Source organism: Planctomycetaceae bacterium (genome assembly GCA_041398785.1).
Classification (GTDB): domain Bacteria; phylum Planctomycetota; class Planctomycetia; order Planctomycetales; family Planctomycetaceae; genus JAWKUA01.
Window position 1 is genome coordinate 85,076 of record JAWKUA010000022.1, and the last position, 25,120, is coordinate 110,195.

Consider the following 25,120-nt stretch of genomic DNA (forward strand, 5'->3'; position numbering starts at 1 on the left):
GGAAACGCATCATGCATCGTATCAGCAACAATCGACGCCGATTTCTTCGCGACCTTGGACTCAGCGCGGCGGCTCTGCCATTTGTGGCGGGTTTGCCGAGTCTGGTGCGTGCCGACGACAGCGGGGCGACGCCGCGAAAACGGCTGATCGTGATGTTCTCGCCCAACGGCACGCTGCCCGACGAATTCTGGCCGGACGAATTCGGAACCGACAGCCCGCTGAAGCTGAAGGCGATGCTCAGCGCTCTGGAACCGTTTCGCGAACAGACTCTGATCCTGAAAGGTGTCGACAACAAGATTCGCGGCGACGGTGACAACCACATGCGCGGAATGTCGTGTCTGCTGACCGCGACCGAACTGAATCCGGGAAACATTCAGGGTGGATCCGACACACCCGCGGGCTGGGCCGGCGGCATTTCGATCGATCAGGAAATGCGGACCTTCTTTCAGTCACGAGATGATTCCCGAACGCGTTTCGGGTCGCTGGAATTCGGCGTGGCGGTTCCCAATCGAGCTGACCCGTGGACGCGCATGTGTTACGCCGACAGCGACAAGCCGATCGCTCCCATCGATGATCCCGGCCAGATGTTCGAAAAGCTGTACGGCGGCGCGCAGGAACGACAGGTCGTCGCCAGCGTGCTGGACAGCGTCCGAGCGGACCTGAATCGTGTCGCGCCAAAGCTGAGTTCGGCCGACCGGAAAATGCTGGAAGAACATCTGCAGAATGTCCGCCAACTGGAAAAGGATCTTGCGGCCGCGGCCGAACAGTCGGCTCTGCAGTTCCCCGAACCCGACATCGATCCCAACATCGAACTGGTCAACGACAACACGCCGCAGATCAGCCGTATGCAGATTGACCTGCTGGTCAACGCCATGGCCAACGACATGACTCGTGTGGCCAGCCTGCAGTTCATGCGGTCCGTCGGACAGGCGCGCATGCGCTGGCTGGGTGTCGAGGAAGGCCATCATTCGCTGTCGCACGAACCGGACAACAACGCGGATGCTCACGACAAGCTGAAACGGATCAACAGCTGGTTCGCGGAACAGCTTGCATATCTGGCCGGCCGCCTTGCTGCGACTCCGGAACCCGGTGGTTCAAACGGCACGATGCTCGACAACACGCAGATCGTGTGGCTGAACGAACTGGGCAAGGGCAACTCGCACACGCTCAGCAACATCCCGTTCCTGCTGGTCGGCGGCGGTGCCGGATTCCGGACCGGCTGTGCTCGAGACCTGGACGGCGCGGCTCACAACCGGCTGTGGCTGTCACTCGCTCACGGTCTGGGACATCACGACCTAACGTCGTTCGGCACCGAAAAGTACAACGACGGCGGAGCACTGTCGCTGTCGTGACGCCGGCATCGGCCGCATCGCTTGTCTGTCGGCCGCGGCCGCACGCCGCGTTAGCCGCGCGATTCGGCAAATCGCAGCGGTAGTGATCGGGAACGAACTCCCGCCGCCTGGTGGATGGCGTTGGCGATTGCCGGCGCGACGGCGATGATCGGGGTTTCTCCGGCGCCGACCGAAGGCAGGTCTTTGCGATCCACCAGGACGATCTCCAGTTCCGGCACTTCGGCCATGCGAGGAACGCGGTAACCGGAAAAGGCCGGGTTCAGAATTCGACCGTCGGCGAACCGAATCTCTTCAAACAAAGCCGCTCCCAGTCCCATGATCAGGCAGCCTTCTACCTGAGCCTTCAGGTTTCCGGGATTCTGAATCGCTCCGCATTCGAACGCCTGGCAGATTCGCACGACGTTCAGTTTCCCGTCGATGATTTCCACTTCGGCGCAGGCCGCGACGAACGAGCCTTTTTCTGTGCCGCACGCCAGCCCGACTCCGTGACCGGCGGCGATGTTGTTGCGCCGGCGCGGCCACTGAAAGCGCTCCGCGGCGGCCTTCAGCACGTTCTTCAGCCGTCCGTCTTCCAGATTGCGAATTCGAAATTCCAGCGGATCAATGCCCGCCAGTTCCGCGAGTTCGTCCATCGCGCATTCCCGCGCGAACGTGTTGGCCGTTGACGCCAGCGCGCGGTACGACCCCTGTCGCAGTGGCGAATCCGCTCCGATGAAACGAGTTCGACCGGCCGCGGCAGTGTAGGGCGTATCAATCGCCGAACCGCCGGAGTTGTAGTTCGCAAAATCCCATCCGGTCAGCCGACCGCCGGCATCGATGCCGGCCTGAACTTCAATCAGTCCCGCCGGGCGAAAGTAGGCCCACGTGAATTCCTCGTCCCGTGTCCATCGCAGGTGAACGGGCTTTCCGGAGGACTTCGCCAGCCGCGCCGCTTCAATCGCTGCTTCGCCGGTGTGCTTGCCGCCGAAACCGCCGCCCGTGTCCGGCACGATCACGCGAACGCTGTCGTCCGGCAGCCGAAACGTCTCGCACAGTTCGCGATGCACGCGCGCCGGCTGCTGGGTTCCCGTCCAGACCGTCAGTTGTCCATTGTCCCATTCGGCCACGGCGGCGCGAGGTTCCATCGGCGCATGCTGAATGTATGCGATCGTGTATTGGCGTTCGATCGACTTGTCAGCGCCCTTCACAGCGCTTTCGAAATCACCCCACACGCGCGTTCCGCGGCGATCCGGCCGACCGGTTCGCTTCAGATGCTCGAACAGATTCTGGCTGTTGGTATCCGACGAAATCTCGTCCCACTGAGCCGACCGGGCGATCGCCTCAATGCATTTCGCGGCCTGCCACGACGACGGAGCAACACAACCGACGAACCCGGCGTCTCGCACAACGGTCACGTCCGGCATGTCGCCAGCCGCGGACAGATCGACCGATTTCAGCGTCGCTCCATACGACACAGGGCGAAGAATCCTGCCGTACATCATGCCGGGTCGAATGATGTCGGACGGAAATTTCGCCCGGCCCGTCACAACATCGCGTCCGCCGACCTTGCCCGCGGTTGTTCCCAGCACGCTCCATTCGCTGACGTCAGTGATTGGAACCTCGCCGGCCGGTGTCGCGGTACTCAACCGTTCCTGAAGCACCGGGTCGCTGGCCAGTTCCGTCAGCGTCACCTGGCTGCCGCCTGCGCGGAAAACGCCGTTGTCGATCACCAGTTCGGACCGATCCGCATTCAGTCGCTGCGCCGCGTAGTCGGTCAGCAGTTCCCGGGCGGCCGCGGCCGCATTGCGGACGCGCGGGACGGTGGATGGAGTCGTCCGGCTGCCGGCAGTTCCACCGTCGTCCGGGCAGCGGCGAGTGTCCGCCATCACCAGTTGCACACGATCGACCGGTAGGCGAAGTTCTTCCGCGGCGGCCTGGGTGATCTGAGTACGCGAGCCCTGGCCAGCTTCCACCTTGCTTGTGAAAACAGTGACCGTGCCGTCTTCCGAAAAATGGAATCGTGTGGACAGCGGTTCGTCAGCGCGCGCCGTCCGCGATCCTCCGCGCTGGCCGCGAGCAGGATTGGCGCAGATCGCAATCATCACTCCCGCGCTCATTGCCTGAACAAATTCGCGGCGGCCGGTTTCGAATGAATACGCCGGAGCTTCACGAAGTTCGTAGCGTTCCGCTTCGGCAGTCAGATCATCAAATCGTTCACTGGACATCGTCGGCCTCCGCTGCGAAGACGGTAAAAAAACGGATGGACGCGTTCAGGCACGTTCGCCGGCGACGGCCTGTTCAACCGCCGCCAGGATGTTGGGATAGTTGCAGCAGCGACATATGTGATCACTCATCGCCAAAACGATTTCATCGCGACCGGCGTCCGGATGGTCACGGACGAATGCCACGGCCGTCATGATGTGGCCCGACACACAGTAGCCGCATTGCATGGCATCGTTGTCCAGAAATGCCTGCTGAACCGAATGCAGCCGTTCGTGTTCGGCGAGACCTTCGATCGTCTGAACCTGCCGCCCGGCGACCTCCGCGACCGATGTGATGCACGACCGAGTCGGCTGGCCATCAATCAGCACCGTGCATGCGCCGCATTCACCTTCGCCGCAGCCGAATTTGGTACCCGTCAGTTGGAAGTCCTCACGCAACACGTCCAGCAGCGGACGGTCCGGATCGGTCGTGGTCGAATGCTCGCGACCGTTGACAGTCAGATTGATCTGCCGAATCATCGAAGCGACTCCTGATGCAATTCACGAAGCAACCCGCGACAGTTGTGTGATTATGACTCAGACCATCGCGCGAGACAAACCGCCTTTACGCGACATCGCGCATCGGTACGTGCCGCTCGCGGCACAGCTGTCCGCAACTGGGAGAAGGAGGCTCCTGCCGAGCCGCTGCAGCATCGGGTGGTCTGTTCACAGATTTCGCAGATGCACACAGATTGCTGCTGGTCGCGCAGGGCAGTCGGAGCGGTGTGTGCGGGCTCGGTCTGTGGGTCAGTGCGCAGATGAAGCGTGCTTGTTCGGAAAGGCGGAGCCTTCCTGGCAGTGCGTTCCAGGGCACGAGCCCCGGAACGAGGTAACAACTCGGGAACGAGGTGAACGGATCTCGAACGAGGCTGAATCGTGCGGCGGCGTTATTTTGTGCCGAGGCAGTACAGCACTTCCTGGCGGCGGCCGTCGCGGATGTGAGCAACGCGTGTGTAGATGCGGCTTCCACAGATTGCGGGCGTGGCGAACACGCTTTCTCCGAGTTTATTCTGTGCGAGTTCCTCGAAATCGTCGGGCGTAGCTCGGAAGACAAACGTGGTGCCTTCTTCGTTGGTCGCGTAGATCCGGTCGCCGACCAGCACGGGAGAACTGCTGAAGGTTCCCGCCAGGCGTCCCTTCCAGAGTTCTTCACCGGTGTCGCATTTCAGGCACATGGCGACGCCGGCGTCCAGCGTTGCATACAGATAGCCGTCCTTTTGCAGCAGCGACGGCACATAGGCTCGCGTGTTGTTGCGCCAGACAACTCCGCCTTTACCAAACGCGGCGACGGCGGAAATATGGTTGTCGGGGTAACCGCCGCTGGTGAAGATTCTGCCGCCATCCGTGACCGTGGACGTGACGCATTCCGTTGTTGCCCCTTCGATTTCCCAGTTCGTTTCTCCCGTCAGCGGATTCAGGCTGGTGACCAGATCGCAGCCGATCATCACCAGTTGGTCCTTTCCGCCGGCCTGCAGCACAATCGGCGAGCAGTAGTTTGGCTTCTTCGGCCGCTCCCGCTTCCACTGGATGCTGCCGTCTTCGCGGTTCAGTCCCGCGATGGCTCCTCCGCCCTTGTTGTCGGCCGAAACCAGAACCAGATCCTGCCACAGCGTCGGAGATGCTCCGTAGCCCTGGTGAATTTCGTAGTCGGAAACTTTCGTCTGCCACAGCAGATTGCCGTCTCGGTCCAGTGCCGACGACCAAAGTGCTCCGCCGTTCAGAAAGTTGATAAACAGTCGATTTCCGTCGCAGGCAATGGTGGACGACGCCATGGACGCTTTCTCATTCGGCTGCCGGCCTTCCGGCTTGACGCCGCCGTCATGAACGACCGTCGACCAGAGTTCGGCACCGGAGTTCCGGTCGAAACACAGCACGACCTGCTGGTTACTTTCCAGATCCGCCGTTGCCAGCAGCACCTGATCGCCGACAACAATCGGTGAACCGTGACCGCGTCCGGGAACTTCGGCTGACCACAGCACGTTCTCTGACTCGCTCCAGTGTAGCGGAGGATCCTGATCGGGATTCGCGGTTCCGTTGCGATTCGGACCTCGCCACCAGGGCCAGTCGCTATCGCCAACGGAAATCGGTTCGGCCGCGGTGACCGGCAGGAAAGAGCAGGCCGCTAAGACGGACAGAAGCGAGACAACAGCGATCGAAGAATGGCGTGACATGCGGGGGACTCAGCGAACGGCAGGCAGGAAATGGCCAACGATGGCCGGCGAGCACACTACCGTAATTTATTCACTGCTCACGGTTTTGCCATTCACTGATTTCCAGGCCTGTTGCTTTTCTAAGAACCCCCAACAAAACCTCCGAGGTCGCAGGTTTTGTCAGGGGTTCTAAGCCTGTCGCTGCCCGGCGAACATTGCGATGGCAGACAGCAGTTCGCGGTCGGCGGATTCCGGAAACCGGACCAGCGACCGCACGGCTCGCCGGCACAGTTCCGCCGCGGTGGCCGATGCCGATTCGATTCCGCGCTGAACGACGCCGCGATTTCGCAGGTCATCGACTGCGGAGATCGGGTGCTGAAAAATCAGACTCAGCAATTCTTCGCGTTCTTCGGGATCGGCCAACTGCAGCGATCTCAGCAGCGGCAGAGTCAGCCGACCGTTCTGCAGATCGTTGCCTTCGTCCTTGCCTGTCGACGAATGCGATTCGGAAAGATCCAGGACGTCGTCGGCGATCTGAAACGCCAGTCCCAGTCTCAGTCCGAACTTTCCAGCGGCGCGCTGCTGCGACTCAGTCGCCTTCGCCGTGCGAGCTCCCAGCAGGCAACTGAGCGCGAAAAGTTGTCCGGTCTTGTCACGAATGATCCGGAAATAATCGAACTCGGATGTGGAACGATCCAGGCGAGCGGCCGTCTGGTTGAGTTCTCCTTCGCACGTCTTGTCGGTGGCCAGTCCGATCAGGCGACAGGCTTCCGCATCTCCCGTCGACGCCGCCAGGTGGAACGCTTTGGAAAACAGGTAGTCTCCCAGCAGCACACTGGTTTCCGTGTTCCAGCGGCGATGGACGGTGGCCAGATGCCGGCGAGTATCCGCGTCGTCGATCACGTCGTCATGCACCAGCGTCGCGGTGTGAATCATTTCGACGACGGCGGCCAGCACGGCCGCACTGGCGCGATCATCACCGTTCAGCATGCGGTGAGTCAGCAGCAGCAGCATCGGGCGAATCTGCTTTCCGCGAAACCGCGAAACGTGTTCCGTGACGTCGTTCACGAATCCGCTGGACGATCGCAGGCGGCTGTTCAGAATCTGATTGACGCTGTGCAGGTCGTTGCCCAGATGCTGCTGCAGCATCGACTTCAGCAGGTTTGCATCGACAGGTGGTGTGCCGGTATTGACCGCCAGATTCATTTCGCTGATCCCTTGTCGGCGGCTGTGTCATTGAGCGCCGTGCCCGTCAGGCTGTCTTTCGGAAACGCAGCGTCTGTTGTTCGCTGCTGGTTGTCAGTTGGTAACTCGTCGTCGGCTCGCAGATAGTGTCCGCTGCGTCCGCCGGTCTTTTCCAGCAGCCGGATATTGATGATTTGCATGCTGCGGTCAATCGCCTTGCACATGTCATAAATCGTCAGTGACGCGACGCTGACGGCCGTCAGAGCTTCCATTTCGACGCCCGTTCGCCCGGTGACTTTGACCGTGGCTTCCAGTCTGACGCGGCGGTCGTCCGGGAAGGAAAAATCCACGGTGGCACTGTCCAGACCCAGCGAATGACACAGCGGGATGAGTTCGTCGGTCCGCTTGGTCGCCATGATGCCGGCCAGCCGGGCGACTTCCAGAACATCGCCTTTGGAGATTTCCTTCCGCCGGATGATCCGCAAAGTCTGTGGCTGCATTAACACGAAACCTTCGGCACGAGCCATCCGCGACGTCACCGGCTTGCCGCCGACGTCCACCATCCGGCTGGCTCCGTGTTCGTCAAAGTGAGTCAATTCGTCCATGAAACCCGATGTTTGGCTGGAAAAGTTCTGAAAAACGGCGAGCCGCCGAGGCTGTGTCCGGACCGGCGGCGAGAGTCTAGCGAATCCGCTGCCTCCGAAGAATGATGCCGCCCGCGGAGCATTTTGTCGTTCCGACAGTCGGAGGAACTTCCGCCGAACGGTGTGACCGGGGGAATCGGATCAGACAGAAACGTCGTCTCCGGCGCCACGGCCAGCGGGCAGAGCGGTTTGGTTCATGCGTGCCGGCGTGTACTCGTATGGACGGTGGCGAATTGCGTAGACAAACCTGCCGACATTGCTGATCCTGTAATGCAGGTCGGTTGGCGACGGAATTCGCACCGGCAGCCAGAATCGGCGAAACCACGTGTGGAAACTCGTCAGGTGCGGGTTGTGTCCATCGACACTCTGGAAACTGCCCTGCGCGGCCCGGCGGATCACGGATCGTCGCCAATTGGCCGCAGCCCGTTTGCACCGCAATCGGATGACATTTCGGAGAAAGTTCCTGTGAGAGCCACCAGTCTGTTTGCTCGCGACGCTGTGCTTGCCGTCATCGGCCTGATTGCCGTGATGAATCATACGGCTGCCTGCGGCGACGATTTGCGGAAACCGGCTGCTGTGGCGGCAGAGGTCGATCGATTGCTGGAAGAGTCCTGGAACAGCAACGATATCGCTCCGGCTGACCCGGCTGATGATTCGGCGTATCTGCGGCGAGTGTACCTGGATCTGGCCGGACGAATCCCGGCGGTTTCGGAATTGCGGGAGTTTCTCGCGGACGAACGCCCGGACAAGCGAACTGCGATTGTCGAACAGTTGATGGACAGCCCGGCATACGTCCGGAATTTCACAACCGTCTGGCGGAACACTTTGATTCCGCAGGCGAATATGCAGGTCGAATTTCGAGGAGTGATTCCCGGATTCGAAGCATGGCTTTGGGAACGAATCGCCGACGGGCGGCCTTATGACGAAATGGTCCGCGAAATCATCACGGCGGACATCACGCCGGAAAGAGTCTCCGGCCAGGCGCTGACTGCGACGACGACTCCCGATGCCTTCTTTGTTGTCAGGCAGCTCAAACCGGAAAACCTGGCCACCGGCACTTCGCGAGTCTTCCTGGGAGTCCGGCTCGACTGTGCTCAATGCCACGACCATCCGTTCGACAAATGGAAGCAGCGGCAGTTCTGGAATCTGGCGGCCTTCTATTCCGGCTTCTCCACCGGAACCGCAGCCGCTGACAACCCGCAGATGATGATGTTCCGCGAAGATGCTTCGTCACGTTCAATTGCGATTCCCGGAACGGACGAAACCGCTGCCGCCATCTATCTGACGGGAATGTCGCCATCCTGGGACGATCCGCGCGAAACGACTCCGCGGGAACTTCTGGCAACGTGGCTGACCGATCCGCAGAATCCCTGGTTCGCGCGAATGGCGGCCAATCGCATGTGGGCTCAGTTCTTCGGGCGGGGCATCGTGAATCCGGTCGACGACTTTTCCGATAACAACCCGCCGTCGCATCCGGAAGTTCTGAATCTGCTCGCCGAACAGTTTGCCGTTCACGACTTTGATCTGAAGTTTCTGATCCGCACATTGACCAGCACTCGCGCGTATCAGCTTTCCAGCCGGCAGAGTCACGAAAGCCAGGCAGATCCGTCAGCGTTCGCCAAAGCGGCTCTGCGAGGCATGACGCCCGAACAGTACTTCGACAGTCTGGCCGAAGCGGTGGGCTATTATCAGCCGTATCGCAGTGAGAATCCGTTTGTGCTGGACACGAACACTCCGCGGTCGATGTTTCTGGAATTGTTTCGCGACGACGCCGAATCGCCACTGGACCGCGAGACCACCATTCTGCAGGCTCTGGCCATGATGAACGGACGCTTCATCGACGACGCGACCAGTCTGGACGAAAGCCAGACCTTGAAAGCGATCGCGGAATTTCCGCTGATGACCGACGATGACCGGCTGGAAACGCTGTTCATGGCCACTGTGACTCGTCGCCCGACCGTCGAAGAACACACGCGCTTCGGACAGTACCTGAAATCCGGCGGAGCGACGGGAGACTCGGCCGCCGCGCTGTCAGATATCTTCTGGGCCCTGCTGAACAGCAGCGAGTTTCTGCTGAACCACTGAGATTTCGCTGAAATTCACTGCCGGCATACGGTCAGCGTACGGTTCTCGGGCTCAAACGTGAAAGCGTGACAACGATTTCGCAGGTCGCTATAACGCCGTGCGACGCTTCGACAGATATTCTGCTAATGCCGAGTTGTGTGATGTCTCGTAGTTTCAAAAAGTACCAATCACTGCCAGCCTGTCTGCTGTTCTGTGCGGCCGTTGTCGGATGTTCGGGTGATGCGACAACGCAGCCGTCGACGACAACGCAGGATTCTTCCGAAGGAACACCGGGCGGCGCCCCCGACGCCGAGACGCTGTCGGGTTCGTCCGCGATTTCCATGACGTCGACGGCCAGGCTTCCGACGGAAGGCGAGCTCCACTTTGCTGCTCCCCGACTGACCGACGAAGAACTTCGCGGAGGCTGGATCAGCCTGTTCGACGGTGTGTCGCTGTTTGGCTGGGAGGTTCCGGCGGACACGAACTGGCATGTCGAAGACGGCACAATCGTCGCCAGTGAAGGTGAGATCAGTCTGCTGCTGACTCCGTTTCTGTTCGACGACTTTGAATTTCGATGCGATTTCCATCTTGAAGAAGGCGGCAACAGCGGCGTCTTTCTGCGAACGGCGGAAGTCGCCGGCGATCCGGCTGTTGATACCTATGAATTGAACATCTGCGACAGCCATCCATCGCATGGAACGGGCAGCCTGGTCGGCAGACACGTGGCCGAAGATGTGCCGCCGGTCGAAGGGCAGTGGCACACGTTTCGAGTGCTGTGCCGGGGGCCCGCCATTCAGGTGTGGCTGGATGATGCGCAGATTGTTGACTTCACCGACACCGGCGAACACATCCGGCTGACCGGACGTATCGGGCTGCAGAAGAATCAGGGCCGGATCGCGTTTCGCAACGTCTTTCTGCGTCCGCTGCTGCCGAAGGAACTGTTCAACGGCGAAAACCTTTCCGGGTTCCGGGTTGTTCCCGGATCAAAGAGCAAATTCGACGTTCAGAACGGCGCCATTCACATTTCGGACGGCCCCGGATTTCTGGAAACCGAAGGAACGTACAAGGATTTCATGATGTACGTGGAAGCTCGCACCAACGGCAAATCACTGAACAGCGGCGTGTTCTTTCGAGCGGAACCGGGAACCGAAGAAGCGCCGTCGCACGGTTACGAGATGCAGATTCAGAACGGCTTTCACAACAATGACCGGACTCAGCCGGAAGATTCCGGCACCGGGGCAATCTTTCGTCGCGCGGCGGCCCGGTACGTCGTGTCGAGCGACAACGAATGGTTCGTGGCGACGCTGCTGGCTCAGGAAAATCAGTTTGCCACCTGGGTCAACGGTTATCAGGTTGTTCACTGGACCGATGACCGGCAGCCGAACAGCAATCCGCGCGAAGGGCGGCGGGACGAAGCCGGACACCTGAGCCTGCAAGGCCACGATCCCACAACGGATCTCGATTTCCGCAGCATTCGCGTTTATGAATCGGGCGCGAAATGAGTGCACTGATCGAACTGAAGAATCTGACCAAGGACTACGGTTCGTTCCCGCACTGGACGACGTCAGCCTGCGTGTCGGCGACGGAATCACCGGACTGCTGGGACCCAACGGCGCAGGGAAAAGCACTCTGATAAAGGTGCTGCTGGGCTTGGTGCGAACCACGTTCGGCCACGGCTTTGTGCTGGGACATGCCATCGGTACCGACGCCACAGCGATTCGTTCCAAAGTCGGGTACATGCCGGAAGACGACTGCTACATGCACGGGCTGTCCGGAATCGAAAGCGTGCAGGTCGCCGCTCAGTTGTCACGTCTGCCCCGCACCGAAGCTCTGCGACGCGGGCATGAAATTCTGGACTTCTGCGGCATGGGGCAGGAACGCTATCGCAACGTCGAAACGTTCTCGACCGGCATGAGACAGAAGCTGCGATTCGCGATGGCCATTGTTCACGACCCGCAACTGCTGATTCTGGATGAGCCCACGTCGGGGCTGGACCCCGAAGAACGCGAATCCATGCTGAACCGCATTCGGGTTCTGGCAAAGCAATTCGGCAAGGCCATCATCCTGTGTACGCACATCCTGCCGGACGTCCAACTCGTCTGCGACGACGTGGTGATCCTTGCCGGCGGCCAGATGCGGCTCAGCGAAAAACTGAAGGTGCTGACGGAATCTCCGGATCCGTCCGTGACCGTTCAGTTCCGCGGAGACGGCGCGGCTTTCGTGACAAAGCTGCAGGATCGTGGAATCCGCACCGAAGCAGTGTCCGAATGGCAACTGAAGGCATTCGGACCCGCCGCGGATCTGTCAGCAGCGCTGTGGCAGTCTGCGCGGGCCGCCGGAGTCGTCATTCGCGGAGTGACACCGTCAAAGAATTCTCTTGAGCAGATCTTTCTGCAGGCGGTGCGACATGCCAATTCATAATCTCGGCTACCGCGAATGGGATGGGCAGACCGAATCGTCGTCGACTCGCTGGATGGTCGTCACCGGAATCGGCATTCGTCGAGCGTGGCAGAGCATGTGGCTGCGTCGAATGGTGTTTGTCGCCTGGATTCCCGCGCTGATGTACGGCGGACTGATCTTCTTCTACGAACAGTCGATGGAAGGGGACTCCTTTATTCCCCGGCATGTGTTTCTGGACCTGCTGCGGTTCACACTGCCGTCCGCAACAGGACAGGATGTGGCGTCGACATTCGGCATGACAGGCCTGTCGAAGCTGGTGTCGCAGATGACCGCCGAACGGCACCTGTTCTGGAGTTCCGTGATGCTGCAGTTGCAGCGGTCGCAGGGAGTCGCGCTGGTTATCATGGTTGGCCTGGTCGCTCCCGCGCTGATTTCGCAGGACATGCGTTCTCGCGCGTTTCTGCTGTATTTTTCCCGGCCGCTGTCGCGGACTCAGTACATTCTGGGCAAAGCGGGAACGCTGGTTTTCTTTCTGACGCTGATCTGCACGCTGCCGGAGTTGCTGCTGTATGTTGTGGGAGTTCTGCTGTCGCCGGATGCGTCGATCATCTTCAAGACCTGGGACATTCCGCTGCGGATCGTTGTGGCGTCCGCGTCGATGGTAGTGCCGTCAACGGCGGTGGCTTTGATGCTGTCGTCGATGACGACGGAAACGCGGTGGGCGACGTTCGCCTGGTTCGCCATCTGGATTTTCGGCGCGACGGCAGCGGCCGCGGCGGCGATTTCCGGCGGTGACCCCGAATCGCTGCTGGTCCGACTTTCCTTTCCGCTGTTCATTTTCAACGACGTGTCGACTCGCGTGTTGAAGATCCCGGAAATGAATGGTCACTTTGAAACACAGCTTGCGGTGCTGCTGACGGTGACGCTGGTGTCGGTCGCCGTCGTGTATCGACGCGTTTCAGCGCCGCTGGAAAGCTGACCATGCCCGACGAGCTCATTCGGTTGAACGGCGTTACGAAGCTGTACGGCAGAGTGCTGGGTGTCAATGACATCAACCTGTCGCTGCCCGCGGGCGCCTACGGACTGCTGGGACCGAATGGTGCCGGCAAAAGTACCTTGCTGAACCTGCTGACCGGTCAATTGCTGCCGACTCGCGGAACGGTGCGAGTGCTGGACAGAGATCCCCGAAACAATCCGGAACTCATGCGGCGGATTGGCTTCTGCCCCGGCTTCGAGGGCATGTATTCAAAAATCGCGGGGCTGGATTGGGTCACGTTTCTGCTGCAGATGCAGGGAGTCAGCCGCGTGCAGGCACTGGAGACCGCGATCGAATGCATGATGCTGGTCGGAATGGCGGATTCGATGAACAGGCCGATCGCCAGCTACTCGCGCGGAATGAGGCAGCGCACGAAGCTCGCACAGGCGATCGCTCACGATCCGGAACTGCTGATTCTGGACGAACCGCTCAGCGGGCTGGATCCGGTCGGCCGCGCGGAAATGACCGATCTGCTGCGGAAGCGAATTGCTGACGGCCGCAGTCTGATCATTGCCAGCCACGTGCTGCATGAGATCGAAGCGCTGACGCATTCGTTTCTGCTGATTTCCGGCGGTCGACTGCTGGCATCCGGCACGGCCGAAGAAGTTCACGAACTGCTGTTTGATCTGCCCGTGGAAATCCACGTCCGGTGCAATCACCCGCGACAACTGGCGGGACTGCTGATGAAACACGAACTGGCGGACGCCGTCCGAGTTGGTCACGACAAGGCCGGCGAAGAACTGCTGGTGGTGTCAACGCGACAGACTTCGCAGTTCACGGCAATGCTGCCGGCGTGGATTGACGAACACGAACTGACGGTGTTCGAACTGCGGACGGCGGACGATTCGCTGCAGTCGCTGTTTAACTCACTGATGCGCATTCACCGGGGTGAAGGATGACGTCACTTCTGGCCATCATCCGCTTCGAGTGGAATCGCACGATGACGTCAGGACGCATCGCGTGGTGGGTGACTCTGGCCGCCTTTCCGGTCGTGATCACCAGCCTGGTGCGATGGTTCACCTACGAAGCCGTCATGCGCGTACCGCCGGATCGGATGGAAGAATTCCTCGCGGCGCAGCAAACCGCGTGGTCCATCGTGCTGTACATGCTGGTGCCGTGCGTGGCGTCGGCGGTCGGAGTGCTGCTAAGCGCCGCTCCTGCGATTGCCGGGGAACTGGAACAGCGAAGCTGGGTCTACATGGCGACCCGGCCGAACGGCATTTTCTGGCTGATGCTGGGCAAATACATGGTGGCTGTGGTGTGGGGAGCCTCCGCATCGATCGCAGGGCTGACCGTTGCTGTGCCGATCACCGGCCTGGACGTCGCGACGGCGTTCGACCTGTGGTTCACTCTGGTGCGACTGTGCCTGCTGTCATGCGGCTCCTACGCGGCGGTGTTCATGCTGATTGGAGCCATCATTCCTCATCGAGCCATGGTGTTCTGCGTTGCGTACACCGGCGTTGTCGAAGTTGTCATCAGCATGATTCCGGCGGTCATCAATCGCATCACCGTGCAGTATCGACTGAGATCCCTGTTTGTCAGCTGGACCGGCGCGGAGGAGCAGCTTCGGAACATGCCGTTCTTTGAATATGTGTTCAATGAAGACGGTACGATGCTGCAGATACTGTGGCTGCTGGCGTTGACGGCCGTGTTTCTGGTGACCGCTCTGGTGATCGCTCACCGCCGCGAATTCACCGCCGTTGCCGAAAGCGATGTTTGAGCACCGTCGCGGAAAGCGATGTGTAAAAGTCACCGCACGTGACAGCCGCAAACGGAGGCTGTTCAGGCCAGTACGCCGGGCAGGGGACCGGTACTGTCAGCGAACTGGTCCGTGTCGCATCCAAACGCCTGCAGCATGGCAACGTAAAGATTCGCCAGCGGCGTGTCGCGACCGTAAGACAAGTGCTGACCCGACTGCAGCCGACCACCACCGCGACCGCCGACCAGAATCGGCAGGTTGTGAGGATTGTGGCTGTTGCCGTCCCGCAGTCCGGAGCCATACAGAATCATCGAATTGTCAAGTACGGTGCTTTCGCGTTCCTGCATTCCGCGCAGACGGTTCAGCAGATAAGCGTACTGAGTCACGTGCCACCGGTTGATCAACTGATAGGCCTTCAGTTTGTCCTCTTCGTTCTGGTGATGAGACGTGTCGTGGTGGCCGCCGGTGACGCCGTCCAGAAATGAGAAGTTACGACCGCTGACGGCATTTCCAAACATGAATGTGCAGACTCGTGTGGTGTCGGTCTGAAATGCCAGGGCAATCATATCAAGCATCAATTGCACATGTTCGACGTACTCTTCCGGAGGACTCTCCGGCGGACGTGTGTCCGCATTGATCGGCGCACGAGGCCTCCAGGCCGCGAGTCCTCCGTCCTGCTGGTCCTGCAATCGCTTTTCGATGGCACGCACGGACTGCAGGTACTCATCCATTCTCTGCCGGTCCGCGACGCCCAGACGCTGCTGAAGCTGTCTTGCGTCTCCGATGACCCGATCCAGCAGCAGCGTGTCGCGAAGCGCTGCGTCCTGCCGGGGATTTGATGTGCGGAACAGGCGTTCGAACACCAGGCGAGGATTCAGTTCGCGAGCCAGTGGATTGGTCGGACCGCTCCAGGCAATGTGTGATCCGTAGACTCGCGTGTACCCGACGTTGGTGTCGACGCCGGTCGTCACGGGATCGATGCCCAGTTCCAGCGAAGGCAGCGGCGTGTGCATCGCCGCAGTTTGCGCGGCCACCTGATCCATTGACTGACCGTTGCAGTTCAGGTCGATGCCCAGTGACTTGTTGATTGTTGTGCAGGTCAGAAATCCGGATGTCTTGACGTAGTGCCCGTCGCCGAAGTCGCTGGCCTGGTTCCACAGGTTTGTCAAAACCAGCAACTGGTCCTGCAAATCGGCAAGCGGTTCAAGTGTGGGAGAAAGCGTAAATTCGCGTCCCTCACCTTCGGGAGTCCACATGTCCTGACGCACACCGTTGGGCACAAACAGAGCCGCCATGCGGACCGGTGTATCATCAGTCGCTTCAGCGCCGGCCGCTTTGGCTGAGCGGGGCAGCATTGCTTCCAGCCACGGCAGCGCCAAAGCCGCTCCTGTTCCGCGAAGCACAGTTCGGCGGGATACGGTAAACCCACGTTTCGAAAGTTCACTGACGCGGGGGCCCGAAAGTGCGTGGTCAATCGGTGCTCGATTCAACATCAGGCTGTTCCTCTTGCGGCTGTTCCTGTTGCAACTGTCCGGCGGAATTGCCGCCGGCATCGTCATTGTCAGCGGCATCGTCAGTGCCGGTGGCGATCACAGAGACACCGGGAATTGTACCCTGCTTGTAGCGAAACGGGGCACTCTTCACGATTTCGACGATCAGTGTATGAGATCGATAGTCGTGTTGCGCCAGTTCTTCGACGATTGCCTCAACGACACAGTCATCTTCGCTGGTCAACCCGCGGGCAAGTGCATATCCCAGCATTCGCGATGTGAGATTGCGAATAAACTGCTGCTTTCGCTGCATCAGCAGAAGTTTGAGTTCCTCGGGACCTTCGAACGTCCGGCCATCGGGCAGTTCTCCGTGAGCATCCACCGGAACGCCGTCGATTTCCGTTCGCCAGCGACCCAGTACGTCGAAGTTTTCCAGCCCGAAACCCAGCGGGTCCATTGTCGCGTGACAGGACGCGCACGCGGGATTGGCTCGATGCAGTTCCAGTCGTTCGCGCAGGGAAGCGGGACTTTCAGCGTGTTTCGCTTCGTCAAGCGGCGGAACATTTGGCGGCGGCGGTGGCGGCGGAGTCCCCAGCAATGTTTCCAGAATCCACTTTCCCCGCAGCACCGGACTTGTGCGATGCGGAAACGACGAAACGGCCAGCACGGCACTCATCCCCAGCAGCCCGCCGCGATGACTGCCTTCCGGCAGTTCCACCAGCTTCGGCTGTTCGCGAAACTCACCGTCCACGCCGTAGTGGCGGGCCAGTCTGCGATTGACATAGGTGAAGTCAGAATCGATCAGGTTCAGCAGTGAGCGATTGTCGGACAGAATGTCTTCGAAGAAGAAGATCGGTTCGTACTTCATGCCGCCTTCGAGTTCCGAGTCGTACCTTCGGGCGACGGACGGATCCGGCTTGAATTCCCGCCCCAGCGCGCGAGTGCCCAGCCATTGTTCCGTGAAGCTGGTGGCGAATTCCCGGACCTTCGCTCCTCGGCGCAAACCCTTGCGATCCGTTTCGCTAAGCAGCATGCGTGCGACCTGCTGAGCCAGCACGTCTTCGTCATGAAGCCGGCCTTCGTCCGCCAGTCGAAATAACTCGGCATCAGGCATCGACGCCCAAAGAAAGTATGACAGCCGCGACGCCATCTCGTACTGCGAGATCAGCACCGGAACCTCCTGTGTGTTCGGTTCCTCCGCCAGAAACAGAAACTTCGGCGACACCATCGCGGCCTGAAGCACAACCGGAATCGCCGAGTCGAAGGATTCGTCTTCGCTGTACACCGTGTCGAACAGATCTGTGTACTGCTGAAGTTCATCATCCTGAATCGGACGACGGAATGCCCTGGGAAGGAACTCCGCAAGAACTTCGCGCGCGGCATCCGGAGGCGACCGGGATTCGCCGGGCTCAGCGATGATCAGCCGACTTCTGTCTCGCGGATCCTTCATGGCGTGATCCACCGCCGAACGAGCCGCTTCCAGAAACTTTTCGGCATGAATCGGTGAGATGAACAGAGTTTCGGCGGCGTTGTCGAATCCCTCACCGCCGGCTCCGTCTGCGGGCAGAGCGTGTCCGGCGTTGACCTGAATTCCCAGCAGGTCCCGAACCGTGTTGGCATATTCCGACCGGTTCAGTCGGCGCATCATCGGGCCGCCGACAGCAACGCCGTCGTCGCACACGGCCGCATGCACTGTGGCTCGCACCCACGACACGAACGCCATGCGGGATTCGTGCGACGGAGCTTCGCTTTCCGGCGGCGGCATCTGACCGTCGTAGACGCGTTCGGCGATCTTGTTCCACCGCGACACGTCGCCCGCGACATCAGCGACCGAAGCAAACAATTCCAGGTCCAGGCCGGCCTCGGGAGATTCCGTCAGGTGGCAACTGACGCAGTGGGTCCGCACAAATTCAACGGCCGCAGATTCGTCGAACGCGGCATTATCCGCAGCAGCCGGCATAGGCTGCGGACTGGCGTCCGGTTCATCACAGTTAGCGATGGCGTGCAGAGTCGTCACCACGCCGATGGCAAGAATCAATCGGAAATGCATGGGACAGATCACAGGCAGGTGAGTCGTTCGTGGACTTCCATCCTATTGGGCTTTCCGGAGTCTGTCCATCCGGATACTCAGGCGAGCGACCTGCCAGGCAAAGGATCCGCTCACCGCTTCCGCGGCCGATTCGCAGGGTCACGCGGGTTGTCGCGCAGTCACCGACAGCCAACTGTAAAGCACCGGCAGCACCAGCAGGTTGACAAGTGTGGCTCCGGCAAGACCGGCAAGGATCACAAGTGCCATCGGGTATTCGATCTCCTGTCCGGGAAGTTCTCCGGTGACGATCAGCGGAACCAGCGCGAGTCCGGTTGTCAGCGCGGTCATCAAAATCGGAGCCAGACGTTCCTCGGCGCCGCGCAGGATGAGTTCGCGCGGCGACAGGTGCGGCTGTTCGGCCGTCAGGTGCCGGTAATGGCTGATGAGCATGATGGCATTTCGCGCGGCGATCCCCAGCACCGTGACAAAGCCGACCAGCGATCCCAGGGAAATGATTCCTCCTCCGGCCATCACACCCAGCAGTCCGCTGCCCAGTGCAATTGGCAGCGCCAGCAGAATCAGAAACACAAGCCGCCAACTGACAAAGTCGACGTACAGAATGATCGTGATCGCGATGATCGACCCGAGTGACAGCAGCAACAGCCGCTGCCGCGAGGCCCTGGCTTCGGCGTACTCACCGAGAAATTCCGGATGATAGCCGGTCCCGAACTGCACACCGCTGCGCACCGCCGCTTCAATGTCGGTGGCAACGGATGCCAGATCACGACCTTCTGCGTTGCAGGTCACGTCCAGCCGACGCGACGCTCCTTCGCGCTTGATCTCGTTGGGAGCCGGAACAATCGTCAGCGTCGCAACACTTTTCAGCGGAACCTGGGCACCCGACGGAGTGTCGATCATCAGTTGTCCCAAAGTCGCCAGGTCCGTGCGCAGCCGATCCTTTCCGCGAACGACGACCGGGAAGATTGCCTGGTCGCGGTACATTTCGCCGACCTGTGTGCCGTTGACCAGTGTTGTCACGCTTTGCATCAGCCGACCTGGCGTCAGCCCGAACTGAGCGGCGGCGTCGAGGTTGATGTCGATGGCGATCTGAGGAACCAGAACCTGTGGTTCGACTTTCAGCGTGGTGACTCCGTCAATCGGTCTGATGACGGATTCAATCTCTGCGGCGGTGGCTCGCAACTGCTGCATGTCCGGCCCATAGACTCGCACGACGATCGAGGCGCTGGTGCCGGTCAGAACTTCTTTGATGCGCTCGGTCAGGTAAGTCAGCAGGTCGCGGTACAGACCCGGGTAGCCGTCAACGATGGTCTGAACTTCGGCGACAGTTGCGTCGTAGTCTCGGGAGTCATCGATGCTGATCCACAATTCCGTGAAATTCGGCCCGACGACTTCGTCCGCGACTGTGGCTCTGCCGATGTGAGAACCAAAGTTGCGAACTCCTGCAACGTCCATCAGTTCCGAACTGGCTCGCAGCGTGATGCGGTTCATGGCGTCGATGCCGATTCCCGGCTTTTCCACCCAGTGCATCAGAAAATCCGTTTCGCGGAACTTCGGCATCAACTGTTCGCCCAGCCGGGGAATGCTGGCCGCCAGCAGCCCGAAGGCCACCGCTGTCACCGCCAGCGTGCCCCACTTCAGCCGCAGGGCGACGGACAACACGGATCGATACGTTCGGCGAAACAGACGCACCAGCGGACTGTCCTGAGAACGATGTTCGGCTGACCGGGGCAGCAGCATCAGAGACATGGCCGGCGTGACGGTCAGCGCAACGGCCAGCGACGCAAGGATCGCCAGGATGTAAGCTGCCGCCAGAGGCCGGAAGAAGGCTCCGGCAAGCCCGGTCAGAAAGAACACCGGCAGAAAGGCCAGCACGACAATCACGGTGGCATAAACCACAGCGCTGCGAACTTCCATGGACGCTTCAAACACGACCTGAAACGCGCTGCGAGGTTCCGGAAGCTGCGAATTCAGACGCAGACGCCGCATGATGTTTTCGACGTCAATAATGGCGTCGTCGACGACTTCTCCCAGAGCGATCACCAGTCCCGCGAGAACCATGGTGTTGATCGTTCCGCCGCGCCAGTACAGAACCATCACCGCGGCCAGCAGCGACAGCGGGATGGCCGTCGCGCTGATGATTGCACAGCGCCAGTCGAACAGAAACAGCAGCAGCACCATCACCACCAGCGCGCAGCCGAACATCATGGAATGGCTGAGATTCGTCAGAGCCCGCTCAATGAAAGTGGCGGGACGAAACACGGTGGTGTCGTATTCGACGTCGCCCATCGCCGGCTTCAGTTCCTGCATCGCCTTCTCGACGTTGCGCGTGACATCCAGAGTGTTCGCCCACGGCTGCTTTTCGACGATCAGCAACAGGCCCGGCCGGCTGTTGATGATCGAATCACCAATGGGCGGCGCGTGATCGTACTTCACGTCCGCGACGTCTTTGATTCGCAGCGGTGCCGGCGGTGAAGCCATCGAGCCGCTGGCTGACGTCGCTGCCGTGGTATTCTGCTGACGGAAGCCGATGACGATTTCGCCAAGTTGCTCGGGCGTGTACACCGCCGGAACATGACGCAGCGCCAGCCGCTGATTGGCTGTGTCCAAAAAGCCGCCGGCGCCGACAGCCGTCGCGTCGCGCACCGTCTGCTGGATGGCATCAAGCGTTACGTTGTTGGCGCGCAGTCGGTCCGGGTCGACCACCACCTGCAACTGCGGCTCCTTCTCGCCCCAGACGGCAACATTTGCGACGCCCGCGACCGACATCAGTCGCGGCCGGATCGTCCACTTCGTCAGGACCGTCATGTCCATCTGCGATTGCGTGTCGGACCAGAGCCCGATCTTCAGGCAGCGGCTCAGTGATGAAAGCGGAGGCAGAATTACGGGTGGCCGGGCCACCATCGGCAGTTGTCGGGCAGCCAGAGCCAGGCGTTCCTGAACGAGCTGCCGGGCCGTCAGCAGATCCGTCCCCTGCTCGAAGATCAGTCGAACGCTGGAAAGGCCCAGCACCGATTTCGACCGCACTGTCTGGACAAACGGAATGCCGTTGACCGCGTTTTCGATCGGGACTGTGATCAGACTTTCGACATCTTCGGTGGCGATCCCCGGAGCTTCCGTCTGAATCTCAACCAGCGGCGGAGCGAATTCCGGAAACACGTCCAGAGGCACACTGTCCGACGTCTGGACGCCGACGATGACCAGCGCCGCGGCAAACACCAGCACCAGCAATCGAAACTGCAGCGACGTTCTGATCAGCCAGTTCACTTTCCGGCTCCGAATTCGGTTCCGAAAAGTTCCGCCGCGCCGCCGGTGACGACCGGTGTTCCAAGCGCAGGTCCGGTCGCCAGGACCGCTTCGTCGCCGTCCGTGAAACGAATCGACACGCGCCTACGAGTGTATTCGTGATCGGCAGTCTTCGTGTAAACCCAGGTATTGCCGTACACGTCGTACAGAATTGCGGCCTCGGGAACGACGAGCGCCGTTTCCGTCGTGGAAACGGGAAGCCGGACACCGACGCGCTGGCCGGGACGCAGCTTCAGCTCCCGGTTGTCGACTTCATAGTACAGATCGGCGGATGACGAAAGCGGGTCCGCTGTCGGAGGTGCCGCAACCGGTTTCGCGATGATCTCCTGCGGAAATGACTCCCCGGACAGCCAAGCCAGTTGCGCCGGTTCGTTCGTCTGGATTTCCGCCAGCAGGTCCACGAACACCGGCACGCGAATCCACAGCACGTCCGTGTTGACGACTTCAAACAACACGGCTCCGCTGGCCACCGTTTGACCGTTGCTGACTTCCAGACGGTTGATCAAACCGCCGATGGGTGTCGTCATCGGCAGAGCGGTGGCTTCACCTTCGGTCGGGGAGATGTCCAGCATTTTCAGCAGATCGCTGAGCTGCTTCTCGCGGTCCTGTGCCGCCTTCAGGTTGCTGGCGGCGATGTTCAACTGAGCTTCCGCGTCCTCCACGGCGCCGCGCGGCCCGGCGCGGTCTGCGAACAGCTTCCTCGCGCGATCCAATGCGATCCTGGCCGCTTCCACTTCGGCTGTGATTCGTTCGACATCTCCCTCCGCGACTGTTCGCGACGACATCAGCGTCGCGCGAGCACCGACGAGCTGCACCCGTTCGGCCGGAGTCGGGACGTCGCGTTCGGCGGACAGCAGCGGCGTCAGCAGCAACAGCGTTCGACCGGCATCGACTTTCGCTCCCGGTACGGGCATGGCCTGCGACGACGGCGGTGACACGCTTCCCGCCAGAGGCGCGGTCACGACGATTGATTTGCCGGACGGCACCACCGCCATTCCGCCCAGCGTTCGTCGCTGAGTCACGCTGCGTTTGGAAACCGGCGTGGTGGCGATGCCAAGCCGCCGGTCCGCGTCGGCGGTCAAAGTAATGCGGGCCAGATCCGTTTCGACAGGCAGCTTCTCGACCTTTGCCGGCTTGACTGCTTCCTTTGTCGCTTTCTCCGCCGACTTGTCGCAACCGAAGAAACATGACAGCAGCGTCAGCAGCAGGATCGTGATCCGCCGCGACACACACCGCGAACACGGCAACTCGATCAGCGATACAAACCACGCAGTGGCGTGACGGACGCCCTGTGATTCGCGGCGGACGATCATTCGGAATGCAGCGAGTCGCGGTTTCGTGAAAATGAACGCGCAATGCCAGGCGTCAGATTGCATCGTGGGCTGCGTCGCGTGCATTGAGAAGTCTGTCGTTGTAACGGCGGCCTTCTTCACGTCATCGCATGCCGCTCAAACCTGTTTCCTCCCGCATTGTACGTCGGCACCAGGGAGGCGAAAGCAGAACGCGCGGCGTGTGAGAAAGATTTCATCATACAGTGCCAGCTTCATACAGTGCCGGCTTCATCGCTGCGTCGCGTTTCAGAGGCTGAAGCAGACAGGTTCGTTTCAGAGACGCCAACTCTCGCGCCTAAAGAACACCGCGGATCGTTGCTGCGATCTCATTCGCGGGCAGAACTCGGGACCGAATCGGCCGGAGCCTTCTCATTGTGTTCCAACTCAACGTCCTCGACGGCCGGTTCGATGGCCGGTTCGATGGCCGGTTCGACGTCCGGCATCGGCACGTCGATTGCCTGATTCAATTGTTCGACATCGACCAGGCCCGCTTCCAGATGGCAGCCGACGCTGCGTTCGAGTTGTGCCAGTGCGCGAGCGTACGCGGCCTTTTGATCCAGAATTCTGGCTCGCACGTCCAGATACTGTGTCGTTGTCTGTAACACCAGCAGGTAATCAGTCCCGCCGTCAGCGAATCCCTTCTTCGCGATCTGCAGCGCGTCGGCGATCGCCGGCAGGACTTCCTGTTCCAGAATCCGCAGATTGTCGCTGGCCTGCTGTAACTGACGAAACGCGGTGCGCACGTCGGCCACGATCTGGTCGTGAATTGCGTCCCGAGCGTGGCAGGCTGCATTGACTTCCCAGTCCGCTCGAATGATGCCGCCTTCATTGCGATTGAAGATCGGTAAGTCCATCCGAAGCCCGCCGCCGGTTCGCGTGTAGCCAGGCCCGTCGCGAACATCCAGTACACCGTCAAGACGCAGAAACATCCATCGAGCAAGACGCGAACGTTCAGCAGCGGCCGCGATTGTCCAGCACGCAGCCTGGTAGTCGGGTCGACATCCCAGAGCCTGCTGGACCAGTTCCTGCTCACTTAGCACGGGCATGACGGGAGTTTCCAGAGCCAGCGGGATCAGTGGTGACGGATTTGTCGTGAGTCCCATCAACGCGGCCAGTCGGGCTTCCGCGATTCCGATGGCCTGAGTCTGCACGCCGGCTGTTGCCCTGGCGTTGAGCTGATCGACGTGAGCGGCAATGGTTTCCAGCTCACTGATCGCGCCATCCTGAAGTCGCTTTTCGGTCAGTCGTTCGATGTCCCGGCGAATCTGCAGAGCTTCATGGGCCAGTTCGGCCTGCTGAGTCGCAATTGCCAGATCCGTGTAAGCCAGCCGAACATCGCGCGCGAGATCCAGACCATTCTGAACCAACTGCTGACCGATTCGCCGGTACTCGCGATTGGCCACCTTCACGCGAGCGGGCCGCAGAAAGTACGACTCAATCGGAGCGTACAGTGTGTATTGCCCTTCCTTGGCCGCCGTCGGAAAGTAGACCAGCAGTTGCGGATTCGCGATCAGATCTGCCTGAACCGCATCTCCACCGGCCATCTGCAATTGAGCCTGCGCTGCCTGGAACGCGGAGTTGTTCGTCAACGCCGTCCGAATCGCCTCATCTTCGCTGAGTCCGTCCTCAACGACGACTCCCGGTGGAATGACCTGCCGGGACGGAGCGACCGGCTGCGGAGCCGATCCGATTCGCCAGCTCAGTTCGCGCGACAGCAGTCCGGGATCGCAGCACGGTCCGTCCGATCGGCAGCCAGCCGCCAAAACCGTCAGAGCTGTCACAACCAGCATCAGCCACATGCGTGCGCGCAAGCGAAATGGTTGTGAACTTCCGTGTTTCATCGTCGGATCCTTCCAGCGATCAGCGCGGACCGCTACATCCGTATCGGTACGATCGACCGCAGCTTCCAGCATACCTGGCAATGCACGGTTTGTTGCCGTGACCATGACAACTGGAAGAACCCGCAGCCGACGATGAAGCTGAGTCTCTGAACTGCCACGTTGTCTCCACTTCGCATTGGGGTGACGATTGCGGACTGACGTCGCGCCACTCGCTGGTGCGGGATACAGACAACCGACGTCACCTGCGGGTTGCTTGCGCGGGCGCTGGGTTCCCGCCTCCGCGGGAATGACGGAACGACGGGCCTGCGCGGGAATGACGGAACCTATCCGATAGT

Annotated in this window: 17 protein-coding genes and 1 pseudogene; 8 read left to right on the plus strand and 10 right to left on the minus strand. The window is 60.5% G+C overall.

The features are described from left to right. Nucleotides 1-11: 11 nt before the first annotated feature. Nucleotides 12-1,352: a DUF1552 domain-containing protein gene (locus R3C19_21875; protein ID MEZ6063003.1), complete on the plus strand. Its 1,341-nt coding sequence runs from the start codon at nucleotides 12-14 to the stop codon at nucleotides 1,350-1,352. Between the two features lie 50 nt (nucleotides 1,353-1,402). On the opposite strand, the gene R3C19_21880 is transcribed toward R3C19_21875, so the two are convergent. The 5 genes and pseudogenes from R3C19_21880 to moaC all read right to left on the minus strand — a co-directional run bounded on the left by R3C19_21880 (nucleotide 1,403) and on the right by moaC (nucleotide 7,532). Further along, nucleotides 1,403-3,556 carry a molybdopterin cofactor-binding domain-containing protein gene (locus tag R3C19_21880; protein MEZ6063004.1) on the minus strand — a complete coding sequence of 718 codons (2,154 nt, stop codon included), beginning with the start codon at nucleotides 3,554-3,556 and terminating at the stop codon, nucleotides 1,403-1,405. 45 nt (nucleotides 3,557-3,601) lie between these two features. Then, nucleotides 3,602-4,072, minus strand: a complete 471-nt coding sequence (locus tag R3C19_21885) for a (2Fe-2S)-binding protein (GenBank protein ID MEZ6063005.1) — start codon at nucleotides 4,070-4,072, stop codon at nucleotides 3,602-3,604. A gap of 407 nt (nucleotides 4,073-4,479) precedes the next feature. Beyond that, nucleotides 4,480-5,763 carry a PQQ-binding-like beta-propeller repeat protein gene (locus R3C19_21890; protein MEZ6063006.1) on the minus strand — a complete coding sequence of 428 codons (1,284 nt, stop codon included), beginning with the start codon at nucleotides 5,761-5,763 and terminating at the stop codon, nucleotides 4,480-4,482. 168 nt (nucleotides 5,764-5,931) lie between these two features. Then, nucleotides 5,932-6,948, minus strand: coding sequence for a polyprenyl synthetase family protein (locus R3C19_21895; protein ID MEZ6063007.1), 1,017 nt, complete (start codon nucleotides 6,946-6,948; stop codon nucleotides 5,932-5,934). 107 nt (nucleotides 6,949-7,055) lie between these two features. Beyond that, nucleotides 7,056-7,532 (minus strand): annotated as a pseudogene (gene moaC / locus R3C19_21900) (cyclic pyranopterin monophosphate synthase MoaC). A 504-nt stretch (nucleotides 7,533-8,036) separates the two neighbouring features. On the opposite strand from moaC, the gene R3C19_21905 reads away from it, so the two are divergent. From R3C19_21905 to R3C19_21935, 7 genes are all read left to right on the plus strand, one after another. Further along, entirely contained in the window at nucleotides 8,037-9,656 is a 1,620-nt protein-coding gene (locus tag R3C19_21905; GenBank protein MEZ6063008.1) for a DUF1549 and DUF1553 domain-containing protein, read from the plus strand. A gap of 140 nt (nucleotides 9,657-9,796) precedes the next feature. After that, nucleotides 9,797-11,137, plus strand: coding sequence for a DUF1080 domain-containing protein (locus R3C19_21910; protein ID MEZ6063009.1), 1,341 nt, complete (start codon nucleotides 9,797-9,799; stop codon nucleotides 11,135-11,137). Continuing rightward, nucleotides 11,134-11,268 (plus strand): hypothetical protein, encoded by a 135-nt coding sequence (locus R3C19_21915; protein MEZ6063010.1) that lies wholly within the window; start codon nucleotides 11,134-11,136, stop codon nucleotides 11,266-11,268. Before R3C19_21910 ends, R3C19_21915 begins: the two co-directional genes overlap by 4 nt. After that, nucleotides 11,235-12,056, plus strand: a complete 822-nt coding sequence (locus tag R3C19_21920; GenBank protein MEZ6063011.1) for an ABC transporter ATP-binding protein — start codon at nucleotides 11,235-11,237, stop codon at nucleotides 12,054-12,056. The genes R3C19_21915 and R3C19_21920 overlap by 34 nt, the downstream gene beginning before the upstream one ends. Further along, nucleotides 12,043-13,014, plus strand: a complete 972-nt coding sequence (locus tag R3C19_21925) for a hypothetical protein (GenBank protein ID MEZ6063012.1) — start codon at nucleotides 12,043-12,045, stop codon at nucleotides 13,012-13,014. Before R3C19_21920 ends, R3C19_21925 begins: the two co-directional genes overlap by 14 nt. A 2-nt stretch (nucleotides 13,015-13,016) precedes the next feature. Beyond that, nucleotides 13,017-13,970: an ABC transporter ATP-binding protein gene (locus R3C19_21930; GenBank protein MEZ6063013.1), complete on the plus strand. Its 954-nt coding sequence runs from the start codon at nucleotides 13,017-13,019 to the stop codon at nucleotides 13,968-13,970. Further along, a complete protein-coding gene (locus R3C19_21935; protein MEZ6063014.1) occupies nucleotides 13,967-14,791 on the plus strand; it encodes a hypothetical protein in 825 nt (274 codons plus the stop codon). Before R3C19_21930 ends, R3C19_21935 begins: the two co-directional genes overlap by 4 nt. Before the next feature lie 62 nt (nucleotides 14,792-14,853). Here the strand turns inward: R3C19_21935 and R3C19_21940 are convergent, their stop codons facing one another. From R3C19_21940 to R3C19_21960, 5 genes are all read right to left on the minus strand, one after another. Further along, nucleotides 14,854-16,263 (minus strand): DUF1552 domain-containing protein, encoded by a 1,410-nt coding sequence (locus R3C19_21940; GenBank protein ID MEZ6063015.1) that lies wholly within the window; start codon nucleotides 16,261-16,263, stop codon nucleotides 14,854-14,856. Continuing rightward, on the minus strand, nucleotides 16,241-18,310 hold the full coding sequence (locus tag R3C19_21945) for a DUF1592 domain-containing protein (protein MEZ6063016.1): 2,070 nt from the start codon (nucleotides 18,308-18,310) through the stop codon (nucleotides 16,241-16,243). The genes R3C19_21940 and R3C19_21945 overlap by 23 nt, the downstream gene beginning before the upstream one ends. Before the next feature lie 138 nt (nucleotides 18,311-18,448). Next, nucleotides 18,449-21,574 carry an efflux RND transporter permease subunit gene (locus tag R3C19_21950; protein ID MEZ6063017.1) on the minus strand — a complete coding sequence of 1,042 codons (3,126 nt, stop codon included), beginning with the start codon at nucleotides 21,572-21,574 and terminating at the stop codon, nucleotides 18,449-18,451. Next, entirely contained in the window at nucleotides 21,571-22,989 is a 1,419-nt protein-coding gene (locus R3C19_21955; GenBank protein ID MEZ6063018.1) for an efflux RND transporter periplasmic adaptor subunit, read from the minus strand. Before R3C19_21955 ends, R3C19_21950 begins: the two co-directional genes overlap by 4 nt. A 281-nt stretch (nucleotides 22,990-23,270) precedes the next feature. Next, on the minus strand, nucleotides 23,271-24,785 hold the full coding sequence (locus R3C19_21960) for a TolC family protein (GenBank protein ID MEZ6063019.1): 1,515 nt from the start codon (nucleotides 24,783-24,785) through the stop codon (nucleotides 23,271-23,273). Nucleotides 24,786-25,120 lie beyond the last annotated feature (335 nt).

Bases quoted from the DNA above. Each gene is read 5' to 3' on its own strand.
- R3C19_21875 (MEZ6063003.1), top strand. From the start codon at position 12: ATGCATCGTATCAGCAACAATCGACGCCGATTTCTTCGCGACCTTGGA.
- R3C19_21890 (MEZ6063006.1), bottom strand. From the start codon at position 5,763: ATGTCACGCCATTCTTCGATCGCTGTTGTCTCGCTTCTGTCCGTCTTA.
- R3C19_21955 (MEZ6063018.1), bottom strand. From the start codon at position 22,989: ATGCAATCTGACGCCTGGCATTGCGCGTTCATTTTCACGAAACCGCGA.
- R3C19_21885 (MEZ6063005.1), bottom strand. From the start codon at position 4,072: ATGATTCGGCAGATCAATCTGACTGTCAACGGTCGCGAGCATTCGACC.
- R3C19_21935 (MEZ6063014.1), top strand. From the start codon at position 13,967: ATGACGTCACTTCTGGCCATCATCCGCTTCGAGTGGAATCGCACGATG.
- R3C19_21895 (MEZ6063007.1), bottom strand. From the start codon at position 6,948: ATGAATCTGGCGGTCAATACCGGCACACCACCTGTCGATGCAAACCTG.
- R3C19_21930 (MEZ6063013.1), top strand. From the start codon at position 13,017: ATGCCCGACGAGCTCATTCGGTTGAACGGCGTTACGAAGCTGTACGGC.
- R3C19_21945 (MEZ6063016.1), bottom strand. From the start codon at position 18,310: ATGCATTTCCGATTGATTCTTGCCATCGGCGTGGTGACGACTCTGCAC.
- R3C19_21925 (MEZ6063012.1), top strand. From the start codon at position 12,043: ATGCCAATTCATAATCTCGGCTACCGCGAATGGGATGGGCAGACCGAA.
- R3C19_21940 (MEZ6063015.1), bottom strand. From the start codon at position 16,263: ATGTTGAATCGAGCACCGATTGACCACGCACTTTCGGGCCCCCGCGTC.
- R3C19_21910 (MEZ6063009.1), top strand. From the start codon at position 9,797: ATGTCTCGTAGTTTCAAAAAGTACCAATCACTGCCAGCCTGTCTGCTG.
- R3C19_21960 (MEZ6063019.1), bottom strand. From the start codon at position 24,785: ATGAAACACGGAAGTTCACAACCATTTCGCTTGCGCGCACGCATGTGG.
- R3C19_21915 (MEZ6063010.1), top strand. From the start codon at position 11,134: ATGAGTGCACTGATCGAACTGAAGAATCTGACCAAGGACTACGGTTCG.
- R3C19_21880 (MEZ6063004.1), bottom strand. From the start codon at position 3,556: ATGTCCAGTGAACGATTTGATGATCTGACTGCCGAAGCGGAACGCTAC.